Source organism: Prochlorococcus marinus XMU1412 (assembly GCF_017696315.1).
In the GTDB taxonomy this organism is placed as follows: domain Bacteria; phylum Cyanobacteriota; class Cyanobacteriia; order PCC-6307; family Cyanobiaceae; genus Prochlorococcus_A; species Prochlorococcus_A marinus_AF.
The window spans coordinates 418,042-440,962 of sequence record NZ_JAAORJ010000002.1 but is presented as its reverse complement, the minus strand read 5'-3'; the positions used below and the strand labels follow the sequence as shown (position 1 = coordinate 440,962).

23 protein-coding genes and 1 tRNA gene are annotated in these 22,921 nt (G+C 30.9%); 11 read left to right on the top strand and 13 right to left on the bottom strand.

Features of this window, described 5'->3' with window-relative positions; translation table 11 throughout:
• Positions 1 to 195 carry a hypothetical protein gene (locus HA152_RS05290; protein WP_209134337.1) on the top strand — a complete coding sequence of 65 codons (195 nt, stop codon included), beginning with the start codon at positions 1 to 3 and terminating at the stop codon, positions 193 to 195.
• Between the two features lie 88 nt (positions 196 to 283).
• Here the strand turns inward: HA152_RS05290 and HA152_RS05285 are convergent, their stop codons facing one another.
• Complete coding sequence (locus tag HA152_RS05285) at positions 284 to 625, bottom strand: HNH endonuclease (RefSeq protein ID WP_209134335.1); 342 nt, start codon at positions 623 to 625, stop codon at positions 284 to 286.
• A 134-nt stretch (positions 626 to 759) separates the two neighbouring features.
• Here HA152_RS05285 and HA152_RS05280 point away from each other — a divergent pair, with 134 nt between their 5' ends.
• Positions 760 to 1,572, top strand: a complete 813-nt coding sequence (locus tag HA152_RS05280) for a sulfite exporter TauE/SafE family protein (protein ID WP_209134333.1) — start codon at positions 760 to 762, stop codon at positions 1,570 to 1,572.
• Positions 1,573 to 2,025: 453 nt separating this feature from the next.
• Positions 2,026 to 2,253, top strand: a complete 228-nt coding sequence (locus HA152_RS05275; RefSeq protein WP_011863020.1) for a hypothetical protein — start codon at positions 2,026 to 2,028, stop codon at positions 2,251 to 2,253.
• Positions 2,254 to 2,522: 269 nt separating this feature from the next.
• On the opposite strand, the gene HA152_RS05270 is transcribed toward HA152_RS05275, so the two are convergent.
• The 9 genes from HA152_RS05270 to HA152_RS05230 all read right to left on the bottom strand — a co-directional run bounded on the left by HA152_RS05270 (position 2,523) and on the right by HA152_RS05230 (position 8,694).
• The gene (locus tag HA152_RS05270; protein WP_209134330.1) at positions 2,523 to 3,317 is read right to left on the bottom strand and encodes an ABC transporter permease; all 795 of its coding nucleotides are present in this window, start codon (positions 3,315 to 3,317) and stop codon (positions 2,523 to 2,525) included.
• Entirely contained in the window at positions 3,314 to 4,108 is a 795-nt protein-coding gene (locus tag HA152_RS05265; RefSeq protein WP_209134321.1) for an ABC transporter permease, read from the bottom strand. The genes HA152_RS05270 and HA152_RS05265 overlap by 4 nt, the downstream gene beginning before the upstream one ends.
• A complete protein-coding gene (locus HA152_RS05260) occupies positions 4,098 to 5,093 on the bottom strand; it encodes an ABC transporter ATP-binding protein (RefSeq protein WP_209134296.1) in 996 nt (331 codons plus the stop codon). Before HA152_RS05260 ends, HA152_RS05265 begins: the two co-directional genes overlap by 11 nt.
• A 67-nt stretch (positions 5,094 to 5,160) precedes the next feature.
• Complete coding sequence (petP, locus tag HA152_RS05255; protein ID WP_209134294.1) at positions 5,161 to 5,550, bottom strand: cytochrome b6-f complex subunit PetP; 390 nt, start codon at positions 5,548 to 5,550, stop codon at positions 5,161 to 5,163.
• Positions 5,551 to 6,131: 581 nt separating this feature from the next.
• Positions 6,132 to 6,208: transfer RNA gene (locus HA152_RS05250), tRNA-Met, on the bottom strand.
• A gap of 44 nt (positions 6,209 to 6,252) precedes the next feature.
• Entirely contained in the window at positions 6,253 to 7,218 is a 966-nt protein-coding gene (locus tag HA152_RS05245; protein WP_209134291.1) for an asparaginase, read from the bottom strand.
• A complete protein-coding gene (locus HA152_RS05240; RefSeq protein WP_209134287.1) occupies positions 7,219 to 7,713 on the bottom strand; it encodes a CGLD27 family protein in 495 nt (164 codons plus the stop codon).
• A gap of 8 nt (positions 7,714 to 7,721) precedes the next feature.
• Positions 7,722 to 8,066 (bottom strand): ribosome silencing factor, encoded by a 345-nt coding sequence (gene rsfS, locus HA152_RS05235; RefSeq protein ID WP_209134285.1) that lies wholly within the window; start codon positions 8,064 to 8,066, stop codon positions 7,722 to 7,724.
• Complete coding sequence (locus tag HA152_RS05230; protein WP_209134283.1) at positions 8,056 to 8,694, bottom strand: DUF3318 domain-containing protein; 639 nt, start codon at positions 8,692 to 8,694, stop codon at positions 8,056 to 8,058. Before HA152_RS05230 ends, rsfS begins: the two co-directional genes overlap by 11 nt.
• Positions 8,695 to 8,802: 108 nt before the next feature.
• Here HA152_RS05230 and carB point away from each other — a divergent pair, with 108 nt between their 5' ends.
• Entirely contained in the window at positions 8,803 to 12,099 is a 3,297-nt protein-coding gene (gene carB / locus HA152_RS05225; RefSeq protein ID WP_209134281.1) for a carbamoyl-phosphate synthase large subunit, read from the top strand.
• A gap of 4 nt (positions 12,100 to 12,103) precedes the next feature.
• On the opposite strand, the gene HA152_RS05220 is transcribed toward carB, so the two are convergent.
• On the bottom strand, positions 12,104 to 12,322 hold the full coding sequence (locus tag HA152_RS05220) for a DUF6447 family protein (RefSeq protein WP_209134273.1): 219 nt from the start codon (positions 12,320 to 12,322) through the stop codon (positions 12,104 to 12,106).
• A 33-nt stretch (positions 12,323 to 12,355) separates the two neighbouring features.
• Positions 12,356 to 13,999, bottom strand: a complete 1,644-nt coding sequence (locus HA152_RS05215) for an ABC transporter ATP-binding protein (RefSeq protein ID WP_245211227.1) — start codon at positions 13,997 to 13,999, stop codon at positions 12,356 to 12,358.
• A 118-nt stretch (positions 14,000 to 14,117) separates the two neighbouring features.
• Here HA152_RS05215 and HA152_RS05210 point away from each other — a divergent pair, with 118 nt between their 5' ends.
• The 3 genes from HA152_RS05210 to folP are packed head-to-tail and all read left to right on the top strand — an operon-like array spanning position 14,118 to position 15,901.
• Entirely contained in the window at positions 14,118 to 14,294 is a 177-nt protein-coding gene (locus tag HA152_RS05210; RefSeq protein ID WP_002807913.1) for an RNA-binding S4 domain-containing protein, read from the top strand.
• Between the two features lie 52 nt (positions 14,295 to 14,346).
• The gene (tpiA, locus tag HA152_RS05205; protein ID WP_209134269.1) at positions 14,347 to 15,072 is read left to right on the top strand and encodes a triose-phosphate isomerase; all 726 of its coding nucleotides are present in this window, start codon (positions 14,347 to 14,349) and stop codon (positions 15,070 to 15,072) included.
• On the top strand, positions 15,056 to 15,901 hold the full coding sequence (folP, locus tag HA152_RS05200) for a dihydropteroate synthase (protein WP_209134267.1): 846 nt from the start codon (positions 15,056 to 15,058) through the stop codon (positions 15,899 to 15,901). Before tpiA ends, folP begins: the two co-directional genes overlap by 17 nt.
• A gap of 8 nt (positions 15,902 to 15,909) precedes the next feature.
• Here folP and HA152_RS05195 read toward each other — a convergent pair whose 3' ends face one another.
• Positions 15,910 to 19,920, bottom strand: a complete 4,011-nt coding sequence (locus tag HA152_RS05195) for a magnesium chelatase subunit H (RefSeq protein WP_209134265.1) — start codon at positions 19,918 to 19,920, stop codon at positions 15,910 to 15,912.
• Between the two features lie 102 nt (positions 19,921 to 20,022).
• Here HA152_RS05195 and dapB point away from each other — a divergent pair, with 102 nt between their 5' ends.
• From dapB to HA152_RS05175, 4 genes are read left to right on the top strand one after another with little or no spacing between them, the layout of a single operon-like run.
• Positions 20,023 to 20,871, top strand: coding sequence for a 4-hydroxy-tetrahydrodipicolinate reductase (gene dapB, locus HA152_RS05190; RefSeq protein WP_209134263.1), 849 nt, complete (start codon positions 20,023 to 20,025; stop codon positions 20,869 to 20,871).
• A gap of 1 nt (position 20,872) precedes the next feature.
• Complete coding sequence (locus HA152_RS05185; RefSeq protein WP_209134261.1) at positions 20,873 to 21,514, top strand: hypothetical protein; 642 nt, start codon at positions 20,873 to 20,875, stop codon at positions 21,512 to 21,514.
• 17 nt (positions 21,515 to 21,531) lie between these two features.
• Positions 21,532 to 22,686 (top strand): FAD-dependent monooxygenase, encoded by a 1,155-nt coding sequence (locus HA152_RS05180; protein WP_209134259.1) that lies wholly within the window; start codon positions 21,532 to 21,534, stop codon positions 22,684 to 22,686.
• Between the two features lie 5 nt (positions 22,687 to 22,691).
• A complete protein-coding gene (locus HA152_RS05175; protein ID WP_209134257.1) occupies positions 22,692 to 22,889 on the top strand; it encodes a DUF2949 domain-containing protein in 198 nt (65 codons plus the stop codon).
• The last annotated feature ends 32 nt before the right edge of the window (positions 22,890 to 22,921 follow it).

Sequence of the window (22,921 nt, the reverse complement as noted above, 5' to 3'; positions counted from 1 at the left end):
ATGAACAATATTTCAGACAAATTAGTAATGTCAATCATTTTAATTACTATTCTTTTTGTATTTGGATTGATTTTTTCAGTAAAGTCGCCAGAGAGAAAGGTTTTAGATTCCCCAATAATGTGGAAGGATGACTTTTCTAATATTGCTCTTGAAAAGAGTAATAAAATAAACTTAGAAATAAAAAGAATAATTTAAATAAAAATTAATTATTTTCAAGAATAGGAAGATCTTATTCAACCATATTCAAAAATAGTTTTTTATCACAATCAATTTATTGTTCATTTTAGTTTAGATAGTTCAAAAGCACTGAAGCTAGTTTTAATTCGTCATTAAACCATGCGCGTATCGCCATAGCTCTTCGAGGATCATAAAAACTTTGTTTTCTGTACCAACTAAGAACTTCTGAATCTGATTTCTTTCCATTACATGACAAACAACATGGCACGCAATTACTTGTACTACTAATCCCCCCTTTTGACATTGGGTGAAGGTGGTCAAGCGATTCTGATGGTTTGCCGCAATAAATACATTTATACTTAGTAAGTTTATTAAGTGACTCTCTCCAATTTTTATTACTTATCTTGGGACAAAACTGATCAAGGTAAATTGCATCTTGTTTATGCATAATATTCTTGATAATTTTTTTGATAATAACAGTTTTTATTAAACTATGATTGAAAAAGGATAAAATCAGACCAAAAAGTTATTTGCCTCTTATGAAAATAATTATATTTCCTGATTACTAGCAATTTATAGTCAATGCTTTATCTATTAACAGTATTATTAGGAAGTTTTGATCATTCTTTAGTTAAAAGTATTTATATCTTTTTGATATCCTTTTTTTCTAATACGTTCTCAGCAATTTCTGGAGGAGGAGCAGGATTACTACAATTGCCAGCATTGATTTTATCTGGTGTTCCTTATTATCAGGCTTTGGCTAGCCATAAATTAGCAACAGTAGCACTAGGAATAGGAGGTTCTTTAAGAAATTACAAATCTTTAGGTAATGATATAAGTGTTGCTTGGCAAATTTTAATTTTTGGATTGCCAGGGGTGATTTTAGGGTCTTTTATAGTTGAATTTATATCAGAAGAGTTTCTGTACTTAATTTTAGGAATAATTTCTATATTATTGGCTTTTTACTCATTCCTTAAACCAGATTTGGGTTTATCATCAGGTAATAATAAGCTTAATTTATTTCATAAAATTAGATTTTTAATTTTTATTTTCCTTATAGGGATCTTGAATGGTTCTATTTCTTCAGGAACTGGATTGCTTGTAACAATACTTTTAATAAAAACTTTTGAAATGGATTTTCTTCGAGCTATAAGTATGACATTCTTCACTGTTGGGATTTTTTGGAATTTTGTTGGAGCAGTTTTTTTGGCAAGAATAGGATCGCTTCCTTCAAATATATTGATAGTATTAATAATTGGTTCCTTTACAGGAGGATATTTCGGAGCTCATCTGTCAAAATTAAATGGTAATATTCTAATTAAGAAAACTTTCATAACAGTTTGTGTTTTGGTTGGTATCAGCTTATTATTTAAATCCATAAAAAGTTTTTTATAAATTAGTTGAAAATAGCAGTACCATTTTGTTGAAAAGTCTATAGCAGTTTTATTAGTTAAAAAAGTAAATTAACTATAATTTTTATTTATTATCAAAGCAGTTAATGAATAACTCGTTTTATAAAATAATACTTTTAGATAGATCCTATTTTAAAAACAATAAAAAAGGCCTCACATATGTGGGGCCGGGTGATGGGGAACCTTATTTTTAAACCAATTTCTTAAAAAATGCAACCCCCTATCTGTAGCGCAGACCTGATATTGTTCAAACACTACAGATAGTGCTTTAATTTTTTTCTTAAATGTATATTTAAAAATTCTGAAATAATTTTGTTATTTTAAAGGTTATGAGTAAAAATCTTATTTTATGATTTCAAATGTTTTTGGTAATTTTACTTGTTAAAAAAGTCCTGCACAGTATCATTCGTAAGAACTTTGCTAGTAAAAAGCTTTAATGATTGAATTAACTTTATTAACTCTTTTGAATTATGTTGGGGATAATTTCTGTGAGTATAGAAATCTAGGTCATGATAACTATAAATCTTTACTTCTTTCCTACAGTGATGCAAGTAATAAATTTGGTCCATTAGAGGTTAAAAAGGTTATTGAGAAGTCAGAAAATTTTAAAGTTACTGCTGTTGCCATCGCTGCAATTAAGTGCCCACAGCATATTGTTAAGTAATGAAGTTTGAATTAAAAACTGAAAAAGAAAATTATTCAAAATCATTTTCACAATTTTTCGTTATAGTTTTTTTTCTCACTTTAATAATTATCCTTTGTAATGTTGTCCTCAAATTAGGTATCATTTCTAGAAATTATAAAATTGAATACAACTGTAGGCTTTTGTCTGTTGAAAAATCTAAACTTCATTTTAAGAAATTATCTAGGCTTTCTAATCTGAAAAGTAAACAGCAAATTTGGGAATTTTGCAGAGAGGTTATTAAATAATAGTTAGCTAGATGCTGATGAATAGTATTTTAATGCAAATAACCAGAACTTCCTTGAAGTTATAAGAAATACTGTGGCGACAATAACTTCAAGTAATATTTTCCACATTTGAGAAAGTCCTAGAAAAACTTCAGAAGGAATTGTAGTTATAAAAGCTATAGGAATGAAAACACTAAAAAATATTCTTAAAGAAAATGAAAATGAATTTAGAGGAAATCTTCCAATATATAGGAATGATCTTAATACTTCTATTGCATTCCAAGTTTTAACAAACCAAATAGTAGTAGTAGATATAAAAAACCAAAGGCTATATAAAATACAAATCGAGCAGCTTATCGTAACCAAGGATAAGGTTAGAAAACTTATATTTAAATTTATTTGATTTATTCTTATGCAGAAGAACAACAAGAATAATCCAAGCATTATTTCTAAAAATCCAGATGGATTTATTTTTTTTAATGAAATAAAAAATTGACTATCAATAGGTTTTAAAAGTACGAAGTCTAATGTTCCTTCTCTTATATGTTTAACTATTTCTGTAAGATTTGGATTGAACCATGTATTTGTTATTCCATTCAAAATTGTATAAATACCTTGAATTATTAATGCCTGTTCAAATTTCCACCCTCCAATATATCCATTATTTTGAAAGAAAATAGATAATAAAAAAATACTCCCTATTAAACTTAAAATTGCAGTAATTAAATCAACTAATATATTTGTCTTATACTCCAATTCAGAAGCCAAAGAGGTATGTAAGAATTTATTATAAACTTTGAGATATTTTCTTAAATTCATGATCCCATAGCCGTATATTTTTTTGTTCCTTCAGACCAGATTTTCTTAAATAATGGTAAAAGTAAAAAAATCCATAGAATTTGCATACTTAAGCCTCCACTAATATTTGTTTCATTCCCTGATAGTAGGTTCGCAGGAAAATCAATTAGATATGGAAAAGGTGTTAAATAAATCCAAGATTTAACATATGCGGGAAATGAAACTACTGGGGCTAAAAGACCTGAGAGAAATAAAGTTGGAATAAATAACAATCTTTCTATGGATGATGCTTTCTCTGTCCAGAAACATAGACATGCAATTATTGACTGAATTAAAAATTGAATCAAGAAGGAAAAGAAAGTTGATACTATCGATAAAAGTAAAATACCTAAATTTGGAATCCAAATACTTTCTGGATTAAAAATAAAAAAGAAAAATGCAATTATTAGTGCGAAAGGAAATCTTGTTATTTGTTCAGCAATATGTTGTGCAAAATATCTGAAAAATGGATTTAAAGGTTGGATTAAATACGGAGATACTTTCCCCATAAGAGAATCCTCTTCAAAACTAAATACAACCCAAACTACAGAAAACTGTCTTACAAAAAAAGCACATAAGAAATACCTAGATAGCATAACATCACTTATGTTTATGGATTCATTTAGATTATTATTTGTCCAAATGTTTAACATGAAAAAAGGAATAATCCCTGAAATTGCCCATAATGCAATTTCAACTCTATATTCCAACATGTTTGAATATTGGACTTTTAATAAGGTGATTATTTTACGGTTAATCAAATTAGATATCATAATCTTTTTTGATTAATACCTTCCCAATAATTTCATCTATAGGTGGTTCATTTATAAAGAGGTCTTCAATATCAAAATTATTTAGGATAGTCTTTAGTGAAGAGGTAATAGAATTGTTTTCAATTTTTATAGTGATTTCATTCTTGATTTTATTTTTAACAGTAAAACCGGAACTTTCTAATTTAGTTGCATCTTTTTCTGAACGACAAACTATTAATATTTCTTTCACAGGAGATAGTCTTTTTAATAAAAGGTTAAGTTTTCCATCATATGATATCTCCCCTTCGTGCACACATATAACTCTCTTGCATAGCGATGTAATATCTTTCATGTAATGACTAGTAAGGCATATCGTTGCATTAGTTTCCTTATTATATTTTTGAAGGAATTTTCTTAAATTTCTCTGTGCATTAATATCTAATCCAAGTGTAGGCTCGTCTAAAAATAGAATATTTGGTTGATGTATCAAAGCTGCTAGTAATTCTGACTTCATACGCTGACCTAGTGAAAGTTTTCTAACAGGTATGAACAGCTCTTCATCAATTTCAAGCATTTCCGATAGTTTTTTTATTCTCTTTTTAGCTTCGAACTTATCTATGTCATATATTGATGCATTCAAATAGAATGATTCAATTGGCGGAAGATCCCAAATAAGTTGTTGCTTTTGTCCCATTATTAAGGTGATATTCTTTAAGAAATTTTCTTTTCTCCTGAAAGGTAAATGGCCTGAAACCAAAATCGAACCTTCACTTGGATAAATTAATCCACATAGCATTTTTAAAATTGTTGTTTTCCCAGCTCCATTAGCACCTAGAAACCCTACTATTTCTCCTTCTTTAATTTCAAAACTTATATCTTTTATAACTTTTAAACTTTTTGTTTGTCTTCTAAAAAAATGTTTAAGAGTTCCTTTTACTCCAGGTTCTTTGGTAGAGATGTCGAATGACTTAGATAAATTTTTTACATCGATAATATTTTGTACCATTTCAATTATTAAATTTTTATTTTATTTACTCATAAATCTCCTCTATATTAGAAAATTTTTTAACGAATTAAAAAATATCTTTGAACGACATAATTATCCAGATAAAAAAGTTAATTGGATTAAGTAACTCGCTTACCTTATTTTTATTTTCATAATTTAATCCTCTTAATAAATCTAATATAAAATTACTATTCTCTTTTTTATAATTATTTTTTTTAATCACATTACCATTTTCGTCAAGAAGATCAATTTCATCTTCAAAAAACCATTGCTCTTTTCCATTGGATAATTGCAAAATAACTCCAATACCTTTCCCGTCAGTTATTCTGAAATCACTTATCTTAGCGATCGAAGAAACATTAATAGCATCAATAGTTTCTTTGGTAAGTCTATCCTTAGATAGTTCTAGATTAACTTGAACAGAATTCCCTATCTTAACCTTATCTAAAATTGACATTTTTAGGTTATTATACCTAGTCATGAAAGATTTATGTGATTAATTCAGAATTATTGATTTATTTCAATAATTACGATTTTTTGAAAACAGTTTCAAGGATTCTCTTAATTGAAATTGTTAATACTCTCAAAAATACAAAAAACAGACCTAACCATCCTAATATGACAGCTATTGATAACATGCTTGAACCTAAATCACGCTGTAGCAAATTCTGCATATAAATTTCTAAATTAGATAAATTTTACTCTACTTTATTAAATAACTTATTAAATTTTTAAATATTCAAAATTCAGATTTTTTAAAATTCTTTTTTTTATCGGCGTATTTAATAGATATGATTTGTGAGTTAAAATTTAGTTATAAATTAATTTAATATTTTGGACCTATCATTGAATTCATACATTGGTATACTTTTTATCATTACGGGACTAATAGTTAGAGTTGACTTGAAATTTTCTATTCAAAAAGATCTCAAATAATTTTTAATAAGCTCTTTTTAGTTAGGACTTTATAATCTTTATTTTTATAATTGCTGTAACTGCTGCTAATACTAAAAAAGCAGCTGTGAAGCTGCTTCTAAATGGTGGCGGGGGGGAGATTTGAACTTCCGACCTTCGGGTTATGAGCCCGACGAGCTACCAGACTGCTCTACCCCGCGACATATACATAGCATACATCTGAAAGGGTTATTTTTCCTGTTTTTTAGGATTCTTGGAATTTTACTTTACCTTTAACTTCAAGTCGCACTCCTTCAGGAAAATTAAACACCTTTTCTTGGATGTCTTGAATTCTTAAGTCAGAGATCCATTCTAACTGTTTAAGCAAGTGAAGACTAACAGCATGCTTTGCTCTTTTTGAACCGTCTTCTACTTTTAAAGCTAACCCTATCCCTTCATTTACTTTACATAGACACTGTATTCCCTCTGCTCCACCTTTACCTATAACGTTCCCATGAGAAGCTTTAATTATTTCTGTATCAAATTTATTATTATCACTTATCATTGTTGGATTTATTGTCATGGCTCTACTGATTTGTTCTAATTCAGCATTTTCGGAACTGCTTAGAATTGAATATAACCTCGATATTTCTAATAGTTTTAAATAAAGAGTTGGTGCACCACAATCATCACGTTCTGGGTTTATTTCAGATGAGGGGATTTCGAGTAATTCAGAAACAATTCTGAATATTTCTATTTGAAGAGGATGATCTCCCCTTAAGTAAGTATCTAATGGCCAATTCATTTTTTTGCATGTAGCTAAAAAAGCAGCATGTTTACCGGAACAATTATGTTCTAGTGGACTTGTCTTAGATTTTGGACATTTAAGATTATTAATGTCAATGTCATATTCCCATAAAATTTTGAATGCTTCCCTTGAATGAAGTTTTGATCCACTATGTGAGCCGCATGCTAAAGCAATTGATTTTGATTCATTATTTATTTTTGATGCAGCTCCACTACTAACGAAAGGTATTGCTTGAAAAGGTTTTAGTGCTGACCTTATGAAACTTTTATATTCTGGATTTCCTGCGCACATTAAAACCCTCCCTTTTTTATCAGTAATAACAGCATGAATTTTATGGACCGACTCAATATTTGATCCTCTCATTAAGTATGCTTGTAAGGGAGGATTGTTAGAAGTATAAAGGTTTTTGAAATTAGAACTCATTTAGAAATTGTTATATTGAAAAATCAAAATACCAGATAAAGCTAAGAATGAAATAATAGAAAAAATTTGAATTAAATTTTTTAATATAGGCTTTACCTCAATTAAAGCAATAAGTGATTCTTTCTCTTTCAAAACTAATGGCTTTTCCCATACTTGACCGTCATACCAACCGGATTCTTCGTATTCAACTTTTTCAGATATTAATCTATTAAATATATGTTTCCAACCTAAATATAACCTTATTGAAATTAAAAGAGGTATTGATAAGCTGCTAAAAAAGCTTAATAAAATATATCTTAAAGGGAATGTTTTAAAATATACGCTTCCTGAAGAAATGACAAGAAATAAAACAAAAGCTCCTACCCAGAATTTTATCAAAATAAGAATTAGTGACTTTTTTGTTTTTGGCCAAGAAAAAATTTTAGATTTTGATAATTCTATGAATTCATTTGTGGGTTGTTGCTCTCTAGGGACAGGACACTTAGATTCGTTCATAAAATGTTTTATGGAAATATAAGATTATCTCCATTACTCCAAAACGATTCAAGGTCATAATATTTTCTTATTTCGGGTTGAAAAATATTTACTATCAAATCACCATAATCAAGTAAAGCCCATTTTGCTTCGGTAACCCCTTCTTTTCGTATCGGTTCAATTTTTGCCTTCTCTCTAAGTTCTCCCTCCACAGAGTTAGTTATCGATCTGACCTGTACATCAGATAAACCTTCTGCAATCAAAATCCATTCGCTTATATAAGATACTTTATCAATTTTTATAAGTTTTATGTCTTTTGCCTTTTTTTCATCACACGCTTTAGCTGCCATTAAAATCAAACTTTTATTGTCCATAAACATTTTCGCTTGAAACTGATTTTTCTGAGCCTTCTTGTTGAGATAATTCTGATCTTGCTTTCTCTGCACTTTTTCTTAAGGCATCTAATCTATCTTCAAAAAAACTTCTTTTTTTCTTTTTTCGTGTCTTTTCTATTAACTCCTTTAATGCTCCTCCGAGACTTTTATAAGCATTTGGAATGCTGTATCCAAATCTACAAGCAAGATCTATAGCTCTTTCATCTGCATAAATAGCATCTTGAAGTTTTTTTTCAGAATTATTTTTTAAATATAATCTATAGCCTGCAAAACTTGACAAACCAAGAGCAAGTAATAAAAGTAAACCATCTTGTACCCACAACTCTCCAATAGCACCTCCAAGACCTATTGCGAGAGCAGCCATTTCCCATCCATCTCTGGGAATTGTGTCATTTTGAATTTTCCCAACCTCGTGCCAAAATAATAGATTTCTGTGATCAATAGCAAAGTTATCCCATTCATCTAAATCTATTTGAATTTCTACTTCGTCACGACCGATTTCCTCAAGTGTTATTAAAGGTGGGTCTATAGCGGCAGCAGCTTCAACAAATACCCAACTTTCATTCTCTGGAGGCAACAAATTTTTAAGTCGCTGAAGTTCGCTCATAAATTATTAATTTCTTTCAATACTATAGAAACAAATGTTTCTTTTCAAGTAAGTTGATTAACATCTGAAGATTTATAAGTAGCATAAGATAAATGAAGGGTTTAAATTATGCCTCAAAGAGGTGATCTAAAAAAAATTCTTATTCTAGGTTCGGGACCGATTGTTATAGGACAAGCATGCGAATTTGATTACTCTGGCACTCAAGCTTGCAAAGCTTTAAGAAATTCTGGTTATGAAATCGTCTTAATAAATTCAAATCCAGCATCAATAATGACTGATCCTGAGATCGCAAACAAAACATATATTGAGCCATTGACTCCTGAAATTGTTTCTCAGATCATTTTAAGAGAAAAACCCGATGCGATTCTACCTACTATGGGAGGTCAAACCGCTTTGAATCTTGCGGTTAAATTATCAGAATCAAATTTTTTAAAGCAAAATAATATTGAATTAATTGGTGCTGATTTAAAAGCTATTAATAAAGCTGAAGATAGAAAATTATTTAAAGAATCAATGGAGAAAATAAATGTAAATGTTTGTCCTTCTGGTATCGCATCTAATCTGGAGGAAGCTAAAGAGGTAGCCAAAAAAATTAATTCTTATCCTCTTATTATAAGGCCTGCTTTTACATTAGGTGGAGTAGGTGGTGGAATTGCTTTTAACCTTGAAGAATTTTTTGAGTTGTGTAAATCAGGTTTAGAGGAAAGTCCAAGTAATCAAATATTGATTGAAAAATCACTTATTGGATGGAAAGAATTTGAACTTGAGGTAATGAGAGACACTGCTGACAATGTAGTAATAGTTTGCAGCATTGAAAATTTAGACCCAATGGGTGTTCACACTGGAGATTCGATTACTGTAGCACCTGCACAGACTTTAACAGATAAGGAGTATCAGAGATTAAGGGATTTGTCATTGAAAATCATTAAAGAAGTAGGAGTTGAAACAGGAGGAAGTAATATTCAATTTGCAATAAATCCATCTAATGGAGAAGTAATTGTTATAGAAATGAATCCCCGCGTTAGTAGATCCTCTGCTTTAGCAAGTAAAGCAACTGGATTCCCCATAGCTAAGATTGCAGCTTTATTATCGGTGGGCTTTACACTTGATGAGATTATTAATGACATTACAAAAAAAACACCTGCATGTTTTGAGCCATCAATTGATTATGTAGTTACTAAGATCCCAAGATTTGCCTTTGAAAAGTTTAAAGGCTCTTCAAATACTTTAAGCACTGCCATGAAATCTGTGGGTGAGTCAATGGCAATAGGCCGTTCTTTTGAAGAATCATTTCAGAAAGCATTAAGGTCTTTAGAAGTAGGTGTTTTTGGATGGGAATGTGATTCACAAGATGAATTAAAAAATGAGAGTCAAATTGAAAATATTTTAAGAAACCCTACATCTGAAAGAATTCTCCTAATTAAAAAAGCTATGCAGCTTGGTAAAACTAATACTTATATTCAAGAAGTTACAAATATAGATTTATGGTTTATCGAAAAATTACGTAATATCTTTAATTTTGAAAATGATTTTTTGAAAGATAAGGAACTTTATACTCTTGATAGGGATTTGATGTTACATGCTAAACAATTAGGGTTTTCAGATCAACAGATAGCTAAGTTAACTAACTCTGAGTTTTTTGAAGTAAGAAGATATAGAAAAAAACTTGATATAATTCCAATCTATAAAACTGTTGATACTTGTTCAGCAGAATTCTCATCATCAACTCCCTATCATTATTCAACTTACGAAGAATCTTTCATTAATTTTAATTCTCAAATTTTTGATAACGAGATTTCAGAAAATAGTAAATCAGAAAAAATTATGATTTTAGGAGGAGGTCCTAACAGAATTGGTCAGGGAATAGAATTTGATTATTGTTGTTGTCATGCATCATATCAAGCTTCTACAAATGGTTATAAAACAATAATGGTTAATAGTAACCCTGAAACTGTATCAACAGATTATGATACTAGCGATATTTTATATTTTGAGCCTGTAACTTTGGAGGATGTGCTCAACATAATAGAAGCTGAAAATCCTTATGGTTTGATTGTTCAATTTGGAGGTCAAACTCCACTGAAATTATCATTACCTTTATTTGAATGGCTTAAATCTAAGGATGGGGTCAGAACTGGATCAAAAATTCTTGGTACTTCTCCCATATCTATCGATTTAGCAGAAGATAGAGAGGAATTTACAAAAATTCTTGAAGAATTAAGTATCAGACAACCTTTAAACGGTATTGCACGTAATCAAAATGAAGCAGAAATAGTAGCAAAAAATATAGGATTTCCTTTGGTTGTAAGACCTTCTTATGTTTTAGGTGGAAGGGCAATGGAAATTGTTAATGATCAGAATGAATTATCGAGATATATTTCTGAAGCAGTTAAGGTATCACCTGATCATCCAATCCTTCTTGATCAATATTTGAATAATGCAATTGAGATAGATGTTGATGCTTTATGCGATTCAGAGGGGTCGGTTGTAATTGCTGGCCTAATGGAACATGTGGAACCTGCAGGAATTCATTCAGGAGATTCAGCTTGTTGCTTACCGTCCATTTCTCTCTCATCATCCACAATAGAAAATGTAAGGAACTGGACTAAATTAATTGCACAAAGATTAAATGTTGTTGGTTTAATTAATTTGCAATTTGCAGTAATAAATACAAATAATAAAAAAAATAAACTATTTATTCTTGAAGCAAATCCAAGAGCATCCAGGACAGTTCCATTTGTTTCAAAAGCCATAGGTAAACCAGTTGCAAAATTAGCTACTCAGTTAATGCAAGGCTTTACATTAGAAGATCTTAATTTTACAGAAGAATTTTCCCCAAAATATCAGGCAGTAAAAGAAGCCGTTTTACCTTTTAAAAGATTTCCTGGATCTGATACATTACTTGGTCCTGAAATGAGATCTACTGGAGAAGTAATGGGTTTAGCTAAAGATTTTGGAATTGCTTATGCCAAGTCGGAATTGGCAGCAGGTAATGGTGTTCCTTCAGAAGGAGTAGCTTTTCTATCTACAAATGATTTGGATAAAAAAAATCTTGAGGAAGTTGCTAGAGAACTTTTGATTTTAGGATTTAAATTAATCGCAACAAAAGGTACAGCTGCGTATTTGGTGAATTTAGGAATTCAAGTTGGAGAAGTGCTAAAAGTTCATGAAGGAAGACCTAATATTGAGGACCTAATACGTTCGGGACTTGTTCAATTAATAATTAATACTCCAATTGACTCACAGGCTATTCATGATGATGCTTATTTAAGACGTGCTGCTTTAGAATATAATATTCCAACTTTTACAACTATTCGTGGAGCAAAGGCAGCGATTAAGGCGATCAAAGCTCTGCAATATAAAAAGATTAATACTTACTCTCTACAAGAAATCCATAATTATTAAAATTTTATTCTAAGTTTTTCAGTTGTTCTCTTAATTGATTAACTAAAGTGTTTCGACTAATTGAAAGTAATTTGAGAGTATCTTGATGCATCTTAAGTTGTGTCTCTGCTATTTGTAGTACTTTTATAGATTCTTTTATTTCATTAGAAAGTTCATTTATTAAATATTTTTTGCCTTCAAAGGTTAGAACTGGATTTGCAGAATCATTTGTGTTTTCGCTCATGGATTTACTTTTTTAATAAATAAAATAGAGCTATTATTTTTTAATCAATTGTTTTTCACATAATTCTTTATAAATTCCAGGTTTATTTATTAAATCGATATGTTTCCCAACTTCAATAATTTCACCTTTATCGAAAACTACTATTTTATTGGCCTCTTGAGTAGTGGCTAATCTATGAGCAATTACAATAACTGTTCTATCTTTCATAGCTCTATTAAGTCCTTTTTGTACCTCAGATTCTGATTCTGCATCTAATGCACTTGTGGCCTCATCTAAAAGAAGAATTGAGGGGTTCCCAAGTATTGCTCTAGCAATTGCTATCCTCTGGATCTGACCACCTGAGAAATTTGATCCTCTTTCAGTTATCTCAGTTTCATATTTTTCAGGAAGCTTTTGAATGAATTTGTGAGCGTTTGCTTTTCTTGCTGATTCTATTACTTCTTCTTTGGTGAAATTTCTGCCCATTCTTATTACATCAATAATTGTTCCTGAAAACAAAAAAGGCTGTTGTTGTACTAATGCAATGTTTTTTCTAATATCTTTTGTATTTAATATTTTTAGATTTTTATCATCTATAAAAATGTCTCCATTATTTGGAGTTATAAACTTTAATATCAAAGCCAACATTGTACTTTTACCAGCTCCAGAAGCTCCAACAAATGCTGTGACTTCCCCTCTATTAATTTCTAAATTGATATTTTTAAGTACTTGATTATCTTTTTTGTAAGCGAAATTTACTTTCTTGAAACTTATCTTGCCTTCAAAATTGGATATCCTTCGTAAATTTTCTTTATCATCTTCCAAAGGTTCTTGATTTATGTTTTTCAACCTTTTTATTGAGGCTTCTGTCTGTTTATAGTCATTAAAATTTGTACTTATATGGCTTATTGGATCAATAAGCATTAATATTGCTGCAAAAAAACTACTAAATTCTTCGCTTGTTAGTAGGCCTAGATTGATTCTTGCGGCTCCTAAACCTAATATTGCTAATATTCCAAATGCTTCGACAAATCCTACAACTGGATGTTGAAATGCAAGTAGTTTTAATGTTTTATATTTTGCTTTTTTATTTGTACTTAATCTCTTATGAAATCTTTTCTCAATCCAATTTTCTGCAGCAAAAGATCTTATCGTGGACATTCCATTTATAGATTCACCTATTAAACCTGCTAAATTACTTGTTGATTCTTGACTTTTTTCGGATGCTATTAAAACTCTTCTTCCAAAACTGTTAACTGAAAGAATAATCAATGGTGCTAAAACGAATGTAGATACTGTTAGTGACCAGTCTAAATAAAACATATAGATTATTACCGCTAACAACTGTAAAGTGCATGGAATAGTATCTTGAGCTGTTTTATATATAACTTCGCTTACCCTGTCTGCATCTTCTGTAAGTCTATATGTGATGTCCCCGGCTGAAATATTTTCAACAGAATTCATCTTTATTTTTTGAATTCTGCTAAATAAATTTCCTCTCATCACTTCACTAATTTCTAAAGATGGTTTTGCTATGTATACATCCTGTCCAAATTGAGCAGTTTTCTGAACTAAAAATACTAATAAAGACTTAATTATTATGCTAGAAACTTTTGAGAGATCACCTGATCCAATTGCTGGGATTAAGTTTCCAGCGAAATAAGCTAATAAAGGCCAACAAGCTACGTAAACAAGCATGCATATAAAACCCTTGATAAACCTATTTGAATATGGTCTGACTGGTGGTATTAGTCTCAAGATATTATATATTTAATTGTTTATCCTACTTTATCAATATCTTTGGGTATAAAAAACAATGAAATTGGATCAATTCTTAAAATGGAAAAATTTGGTATCCTCTGGTGGCGAAGCAAAAATTTTTATTAAATCCGGTTCTGTTAAGGTTAATGGTGTAATTGAGACTAGGAGAGGTAGGAAGTTAAACAAGGGAGATAAAGTAATATTTCTAAAAAATGAATTAATTTTTGAATAATTAGCTTATTCAACTCACTTTGTATTAATATATTTTTCTTGGAGATAGTATTTTGAGAAAATCTGTAATTGCTGGTAATTGGAAAATGCACATGACTTGTGCTGAAGCTAAATCCTATTTAGAAGAGTTTATTCCTTTAATAAAAAACATAAAAGATGATCGTAAAGTTGTTATTGCTCCACCTTTTACAGCTATTTCAACCTTTTCTGATCATTCTGATTTTGATTATTTAGATATTTCTAGTCAAAATATTCATTGGGAAGAGCAAGGAGCATTTACTGCAGAAATATCTCCAAAAATGCTTCTTGAACATCGTGTCTCATATGCAATCGTTGGACATAGTGAACCAAGGAAATATTTTAGTGAAAGTGATGAACAAATTAATAAAAGAGCAGTTTTTGCTCAATCTAGCGGACTTACTCCAATAGTTTGTGTTGGAGAAACATTAGAACAAAGAGAGAGAGGAGAAGCTGATAGAGTTATTACTAGACAGGTTGAACAAGGATTAGAAAATACCGATCCATCTAATTTAATTGTTGCCTATGAACCAATATGGGCTATTGGCACTGGGAAAACATGTGAGGCAGAAGACGCTAATAAGATATGTTCTTTGATTCGGAAATTAATAGGTTTTAATGATGTAATTATTCAATATGGAGGATCTGTTAAACCTAATAATATTGACGAAATCATGTCAATGAGCGATATTGATGGGGTGTTAGTTGGAGGGGCTTCATTAGATCCGAATAGTTTTGCGAGAATTGCAAATTATCAATAAGAAAAATCCATGGCCAAAAGGCTGGGGCCAAAAAACTTCAATTATGGGAGTTATTAATTTAACTCCTGATTCATTTAGTGATGGTGGGGAATTAAACTCTTCAAAAAAAGTTTTAGATCAAGTAAATCACTTCTTGAGCAATGGTGTTGATGTTATTGATCTTGGTGCTCAAAGTACGAGACCAGGGGCTGAGGAAGTTGGATCTAATATAGAAATAAAAAGATTGATCCCATATCTAAAATTAATAAAATTTGAATTTCCAGATGTTTTAATTTCTATTGATACTTTTAATTCTGAAGTGGCTTACGAAGCTCTTTTAAATGGTGCTAATTGGATAAATGATATTACGGGAGGAAGAAGAGATATAAAAATTTTGGATGTTGTATCAAAATTCAACTGTCCATTCGTCATAACTCATAGTCGTGGTAATAGTAAAAATATGAATCAACTCTCTAATTACCAGAATGTAGTGGGTGATGTTAAGTGCTCGCTTGATAATTTAATCAAGAATGCTTTAGAAAAAAACATATCTGAAAGAAATATAATAGTGGATCCTGGAATTGGTTTTTCAAAGGATATCATTCATAATTTGGAAATCTTGAGAAACTTAGATGTATTTAAAAAATGGAATTTGCCAATTTTGATAGGTGCATCTAGGAAAAGATTTATAGGAGAAATTTTGAATGAGAAAAATCCAAAAGAAAGGGATGTAGGAACACTTGCAATAAGTTGTCTTTGTTCTCAATTTAATATTGACATTGTGAGAGTTCACAACGTGAGACTAAATTATCAAATCCTGAAAGTAGCTGATAGGATTTACAGAAAATAATAAGTTTATTATTCTTTAACTCCTTCTATTTTATCCTCTACCTCTTGGTATAGTTCTTTCAACTGTTCTATATTCTCATCTGAAGTTTCCCAGTATCCCCTACCATTGACTTCTAGCAATGTACCAACAATTCTTCTGAAACTATTGGGATTAAGATCCATTAATCTTTTCCTCATCTCTTCATCATTTATAAATGTTTCATTAGTTTCTTCATATACAAAATTATCTACTTGACCGCTTGTAGCACTCCAACCAAGAGTGTAATTAAGTCTGTTAGAAAGTTCTCTAACTCCTTCGTAGCCAGATTTGAGCATACCTTCGTACCATTTAGGATTTAAAAGTTTTGTTCTTGAGTCTAATCTGATAGTTTCTCCAAGTGTTCTAACTTGAGCATTAGAAGTGGTTGTATCTGCTATGTAGCTACTTGGTTCTTTTCCGTCATCTCTTAATGTCTTTATCAATTTAGTTGGATCAGAATCAAAATAATGACTTACATCTGTTAATGAAATCTCAGAAGAATCAAGGTTTTGAAATGTAACATCTGCTGTTTTCATTACTGACTCAAATACCTCTCTTTTCTGATTCATCTCACCTGGATTATCGGCATTAAAAGCATATGTTTTGCGTGATAAATACATTTCTTGTAATTCATTTTCTTCCTCCCATGTTGAATTTTCTACGGCTAAATTAACATTTGAGCTGTAACTTCCACTTGCATTAGAGAATACTCTAGCTGAAGCATCTCTGATAGAAGTGCCTTCTTTTTCCGCTTGTTCTAGTGAATGTTTCCTTACAAAATTAGATTCCAATGGTTCATCAGCTTCAGCTGCTAATTTGACTGCCTGATCTATTAATGCCATTTGATTGATAAATAGATCTCTAAATACTCCTGAACAGTTAACTACTACATCTATTCTTGGCCTACCTAATTCTTCTAAAGGGATTAATTCTAGTTTGTTAATTCTTCCAACTGAATCTGGTTTAGGTTTTACCCCAACAAACCATAAGATTTGTGCCAGTGATTCTCCATAAGTTTTGATGTTATCAGTACCCCATAAAACACAAGCTATTGTTTCAGGCCAAGTCCCTTGTTCTTCCTTTTGTCTTTCAATTAATTTGTCAACAACAGACTTCGCTGCAGCTACTGCTGCTGTAGTTGGGATTGATTGAGGATCAAGTGCATGAATATTTTTACCACTGGGCAAAACACCTGGATTTCTTATGGGATCTCCACCTGGTCCAGGTAAAACATAATTTCCATCTAGTGCTTTAATGAGGCTATCCATTTCTTTGTCTGCGCAGACCTGCTCCAGACAGAAAAGTAAGTAATCAAATAATTTATTTAATTCCTTCTGATTAATTTCGTTAAATCCATTTAATCTGGAAACTCTTAACCAAGGGGTAGGTAGATTTAGACCAAAAACTTTAAGTAAATCGAAAAGTTTGGAAAGAAGTGATTTTTCTAAATATACTCTGCCATCAACAATTTTTAAAGAGTTGACCATCGCAAAAATCGACTCTCTTGCTGTCTTAATGATTTTTTCATTTAACTCTACAAATTTAAGTTCACCTTTGTTATTACCATCATAAATTTGTTCAATAGTTAGGCCGATGGATTCTGCGAGTAATCCAGGAAGTGATCTTAATCCTTCTTGTTCTCTCTCTAAAGATGCAATATTTACGAGTGTTGCAACAGCTTCTTCTGCTGTTGGAGCTTCTCCAATAGTATGAAGACCGCAAGGTAACAACCTACTTTCAATTTCCATCAACTGTTTATAGACATTACCTACAAATAAATCTCTTTCATCTATTGAGAGTTCTTCTACATCTGTTGAAGGAAGCTCAACATCTTTGTCAAGGTTACATTGTTTAGAGGTCTCAACTATTGCATTAACAATTTGAATACCCCTGCTATTTTCTCTTAATTGTTGATAAGAACCAACAAGTTCACTTAGTTCTTTAAGTCCTTTATAGAGCCCAGCATTTTCCGCTGGAGGAGTCAGATAACTAATAGTTGAAGCATATCCTCTTCTCTTTGCAATTGTTGCTTCAGATGGATTATTAGCAGCATAGTAATACAAATTGGGCAATGATCCAATTAGAGAATCAGGATAGCAGGTATCACTCATGCCCATCTGCTTACCAGGCATAAATTCAAGTGAGCCATGAGTTCCAAAATGAAGAACAGCATCAGCACCCCAAATTTTTTCTACATAGGTGTAATAAGCAGCAAAACCATGATGAGGACTAGCACTTCTTGAATAGAGCAATCTCATAGGATCACCTTCATAACCGAATGTAGGTTGAACTCCTATAAAAACATTTCCAAAATGTTTTCCATAGATAAGAAGGTTTTGTCCGTCACTATTAAGATTCCCAGGAGGTTTGCCCCAATTCTCTTCAAGTCTTTGTGAATATGGTGTGAACTCTTCGTATTCTTTTACTGACATCTTATGAGCAATATTTAACTCTGGAGAGCCATCCATCGCTTCAGGATTGTTAATTACTTTTTCCATTAATTCTTTAGAATTACTTGGAAGTTCATCTATTTGATATCCTTTCGATTTCATTTCAAGCAGTACTCTATATATTGAACCAAAAACATTTAGGTATGCTGCCGTACCAACATTTCCTTTGTCAGGTGGAAAACTAAATACTGTGATGGCTAATTTTTTATCCTTTCTTTGTTTAACTCTTAAAGTTGACCATTTTATCGCTCTTTCAGCTATTACATCAACTCGATCTTGGAGCGTATGTGCCTTACCTGTAGCATCATCACGACCTGAGAGAATAATAGGTTCAATAGCACCATCAAGTTCTGGAATTGCAATTTGAAGTGCTACCTGAACAGGGTGTAAACCTAGATCACTATCTTCCCATTCTTGTGTGGTTTGGAAGACTAATGGAAGTGCAACCATATAGGGTCTGTTTAACCTTTTTAGGGCTTCAATAGCTTTAGGATGATCTTGTCTTGCTGGCCCACCAACTAGTGCAAATCCTGTTAGAGATACAACTCCATCTACTATAGGTTGATCCTTGTTTATGGAATCATAATAAAATTCATTAACTGGTTTTGAAAAATCTAAACCTCCACAGAAGATAGGTAGTACTCTCGCACCTCTGTATTCCAATTCTTGAATAACAGCAACGTAATGAGCATCATCTCCCGTAACAATATGACTCCTTTGAAGCACTAAGCCTATTGTTGGAGTTTTGTCATCTTTAGGGTTTATATCTTTCCTGTTATTTTCCCAATTTTGATATTCTTTAAGACTTTCAAACATGCAAGGAGCAAGAGGATGCCAAATTCCCAAATCTGGGAATGTTTCAGGGTCTTGAATTTTGAATTCTTCTATTTGATCTTTTATGGTTTCTGAAACAGCATACTTTTCAGAAATCATTAACAAGAAGTTTTTTAAGTTTTCAGTTGTACCACCTAACCAGTACTGAAAACTCAGAATAAATGTTCTAGCATCTTGTGCTTTTTCTACTGGTAGATATTTAAGTATTGAAGGTAGTGTATTTAATAACTTCAACATTGAATCTTGGAAACTTGCTCCATCAGATTCTTTTTTCTTTTTTATTAAATCTCCAATAATACTTTTAGATTGACCAAGTTGGGCCATACTAAATGAACCCAACTTATTTAATCTCATTACCTCTGGCATGGAGGGGAAAACAATTGATGCTTTAAGTTTGTCTTTAAATGGAGATACTGCATCAACCACTTTTTGAGCAAGGTCTTCAATGAAAATTAGAGAAGCAATGAATATATCTGCATTAGCTATATCTTCTTTAAAATCTTCAAAATTACTATCATTCCTAAGCTCTTCGATAAGATAGCCGCTAAGATCTATACCTATTGGTCCATTCATCTTATTTATTGACTTTGCAGCTTCCGTTAAGGAATTTTGGTATTGTGGCTCAAGGACAACATAAACTGCTTTTATTACAACTTTGTGTTTGTTATCCTCAACAGGAGATACTCTGCGGTTTGCTGAGCGGACCTGCGTAAACATTGATTTTCTTTAAGTATTTCTACCAGCCTACGAATGAAAAGACGTTATTGTGTGCAATATAAATAGCGTGTAACAACCTTTAAAAAAAAAATTTTTAAAAAAATGATTGAAAATTCAAAAAAAACCATACCAGTACTAGTTTCCGGAGCTTTAGGCAGAATGGGTAGCGAAGTTGTTAATACTGTATTAAATTCTACAGATTGTGAACTTGTTGCAGCAATCGATATAAACGAAAAGAACAATGGCTCAAATATTTCTGAATTATTGAAGGTGAAAAATTGTGATGTTTATGTTTCAAATGATTTTGAAGGAACTTTATGTTCTGTTAGTCAAAATTATAGAAATGAAAAAATCAAACCTGTGCTGGTTGATTTTACTCATCCTAATTCTGTTTATGAAAATACCAGATCAGCTATTGCATATGGTGTATCCCCAGTAGTAGGAACTACAGGTCTAAGCCCTTCGCAAATACAAGATTTGTCTGTTTTTGCTCAGAAAGCATCTGTTGGTTGTGCAATAATTCCTAATTTTTCAGTAGGTATGGTTCTTCTTCAGCAGGCGGCATCGGTAGCTGCAAGGTTTTATGACAATATTGAATTAATAGAGATGCATCATAATCAAAAAGCTGATTCACCTAGTGGGACGTGTATAAAAACTGCAGAAATGATTGAAGAATATCCAAAGCAATTTAATCAGAATTTAGTAAAAGAGTCAGAATCATTGAAAGGTGTACGAGGCGGGCTCAGAGATTCAGGAATTAATATTCATTCTGTACGATTACCAGGATTACTCGCTCATCAGTTGGTAATTATGGGTTCTCCAGGTGAAACTTACACAATTAAGCATGACACTATCGATAGAAAGGCATACATGCCAGGAGTTTTACAGGCTATTAAAAAAATTGGTAATTATGAAACTTTAGTTTATGGACTTGAAAAATTGATTTTTTAAAATGTTAATTCCAATTAATTCAAGTCAAGTTTCAAAACTTATACCTGCGGTTGGTACAGGAAGTCAATTTAAGTACGCGTTGGGGAATCCGAGAAAAATACTTCAAAGAGTAATAGTTTCTTCAATTGGCGGATTTATCTCATTAATTATTAGTTCGACTGGGGATCAAACTAATAATTTCTGGTTATTCCTATGTGTAGGTTTCTTTTTGTATATCATCTGGGGCCCAATTCTTGAATCAAGTAGAAAAAATTTGCAATTAAGAAAATATAAATTTTTTTCTATATTTGATGGCTACATATCAGATATCTATAAAACAGAAAAGATTGAAAGTTCAAGAGAACAATCTAATAGGCAAGGTCGATTAGAAGTTATTGAAAACAAAAGGACTTGGTTAGTTCTTGAATTAGAAGATGAAGATGGTTATTTGGAAAAATTAAGTTTTCCTATGGAAAATAAGCACAGTCAAATTAGGGTCGGTTCGAGTATTAGATGTTTAGTAACATCTAATAACCGAAATTTTGAAAGAGATTTTTATTTAACCGATGCTTGGCTTCCTGAAATTAACTTATGGGTTGGTGAGTACCCCTATTTATTAAGACCAGCATTTGAAGAAATTTGCTATATTTATCTGAATAGATAGTTGATGATTATAATCTGATGAAAAATAAATTCAATTTTAAAATTGTTGGTTCAGGTCCCACAGGATTATTACTTTCAATTGCACTTTCAAAATTTGATTGCAATATTTTTTTAACTGATTTGTTAACAAAAGATAGATTAATTGATAAAGATAAAACTTATGCAATTACTCACTCAACAAGAAAAATCTTATCTAAATTCAGACTTTGGGAAAAATTAGAACCATTTTTATTTGGCTTTGATACCCTTTCAATTTCAGATAGCGTAACTTCTGCTTTTACCAATTTATCAACTTCTGACTTAGATGATGATATAAGATCTGCTGAAAATATTGGCTGGGTAGTAAAACATTCGGATTTAATGAAAGTATTTTTTCAAGAGATTGATAATTATGAAAATATTTTTTTTATGACACCAAAGAGATTGTTACGTAAAAAAATATTATTTGATTATCAATTCTTTTCAACAGGAGCAAACTCACTTGATAAAAAATTCTTAAATTTTGTTGATATAAAAAAATCTTATAGTCAGTCTTGTTTAACTTTTAAGGTTTCTCTTAGAGGTCATTATGAAAAGCGTGCTTATGAAATTTTTAGAAAAGAAGGCCCACTTGCATTATTACCTTTAGAAAAAAACTTATATCAAGTTATTTGGACTTCCAGTACATTAAAGGCAATTGAAAGGTTAAATTCTGACAAGAATTTTTTAATGGATAATTTATCAACAATCTTGCCAGATGAATTTAAGTTGGACCAAATAATTGGCGAATTCAATATTTTTCCTGTTTCATTATCCTTAAATTTACCAGTGTTAAATTTTAAAAGATTAGTTTTTGTAGGAGATGCATTTCATACATTTCATCCTGTTGGTGGTCAAGGCCTAAATACTTGTTGGAGAGATGTTAATACTATTTATGATCTTTTTAATAAAAATACTGATATTACTAAAATGCAATTGATATTATTTAAATTCAAGTATTTTTCAAGCAGGATTTTAGATATTATCTTCACTTTTTTTATAACTGACTCATTGATATTAATTTTTGCTAATAGAAATCTTTTTTTATTTCCAATAAGGAAGTTTTCATTTTTACTTTTAAATAATTTTCTTTTTATAAGAAAATTAGTCCTCAATCAAATGACTAAATCTCTAATTTACTCAAGTATTAATTAGAACTCATGAATAATTATGTAACTAGAGAAATGATAATTTATTTATTTAATGTAGTAGGTTTAGATGAGTCTTCTATTGAACTTGGTATAAAATTATCTATAAAAAATAAAACTCCATTACCAATATTATTATGGAGTTATGGAATGCTAACTATTGAAGAACTGGATAAGTTATATTCATTTTTATTTCAAAAAATGGATTAATAATTCTGTTATAATTAGTGCATATTCTAATA

Coding starts and splice junctions, on each gene's coding strand:
- HA152_RS05290 (WP_209134337.1), top strand. CDS start 1: ATGAACAATATTTCAGACAAATTAGTAATGTCAATCATTTTAATTACT.
- HA152_RS05215 (WP_245211227.1), bottom strand. CDS start 13,999: ATGCTTGTTTACGTAGCTTGTTGGCCTTTATTAGCTTATTTCGCTGGA.
- HA152_RS05275 (WP_011863020.1), top strand. CDS start 2,026: ATGATTGAATTAACTTTATTAACTCTTTTGAATTATGTTGGGGATAAT.
- HA152_RS05230 (WP_209134283.1), bottom strand. CDS start 8,694: ATGAGCGAACTTCAGCGACTTAAAAATTTGTTGCCTCCAGAGAATGAA.
- HA152_RS05240 (WP_209134287.1), bottom strand. CDS start 7,713: ATGAACGAATCTAAGTGTCCTGTCCCTAGAGAGCAACAACCCACAAAT.
- carB (WP_209134281.1), top strand. CDS start 8,803: ATGCCTCAAAGAGGTGATCTAAAAAAAATTCTTATTCTAGGTTCGGGA.
- dapB (WP_209134263.1), top strand. CDS start 20,023: ATGATTGAAAATTCAAAAAAAACCATACCAGTACTAGTTTCCGGAGCT.
- HA152_RS05265 (WP_209134321.1), bottom strand. CDS start 4,108: ATGATATCTAATTTGATTAACCGTAAAATAATCACCTTATTAAAAGTC.
- HA152_RS05280 (WP_209134333.1), top strand. CDS start 760: ATGCTTTATCTATTAACAGTATTATTAGGAAGTTTTGATCATTCTTTA.
- HA152_RS05210 (WP_002807913.1), top strand. CDS start 14,118: ATGAAATTGGATCAATTCTTAAAATGGAAAAATTTGGTATCCTCTGGT.
- HA152_RS05175 (WP_209134257.1), top strand. CDS start 22,692: ATGAATAATTATGTAACTAGAGAAATGATAATTTATTTATTTAATGTA.
- petP (WP_209134294.1), bottom strand. CDS start 5,550: ATGTCAATTTTAGATAAGGTTAAGATAGGGAATTCTGTTCAAGTTAAT.
- HA152_RS05185 (WP_209134261.1), top strand. CDS start 20,873: ATGTTAATTCCAATTAATTCAAGTCAAGTTTCAAAACTTATACCTGCG.
- HA152_RS05270 (WP_209134330.1), bottom strand. CDS start 3,317: ATGAATTTAAGAAAATATCTCAAAGTTTATAATAAATTCTTACATACC.
- HA152_RS05220 (WP_209134273.1), bottom strand. CDS start 12,322: ATGAGCGAAAACACAAATGATTCTGCAAATCCAGTTCTAACCTTTGAA.
- HA152_RS05180 (WP_209134259.1), top strand. CDS start 21,532: ATGAAAAATAAATTCAATTTTAAAATTGTTGGTTCAGGTCCCACAGGA.
- HA152_RS05260 (WP_209134296.1), bottom strand. CDS start 5,093: ATGGTACAAAATATTATCGATGTAAAAAATTTATCTAAGTCATTCGAC.
- HA152_RS05195 (WP_209134265.1), bottom strand. CDS start 19,920: ATGTTTACGCAGGTCCGCTCAGCAAACCGCAGAGTATCTCCTGTTGAG.
- HA152_RS05245 (WP_209134291.1), bottom strand. CDS start 7,218: ATGAGTTCTAATTTCAAAAACCTTTATACTTCTAACAATCCTCCCTTA.
- rsfS (WP_209134285.1), bottom strand. CDS start 8,066: ATGGACAATAAAAGTTTGATTTTAATGGCAGCTAAAGCGTGTGATGAA.
- HA152_RS05285 (WP_209134335.1), bottom strand. CDS start 625: ATGCATAAACAAGATGCAATTTACCTTGATCAGTTTTGTCCCAAGATA.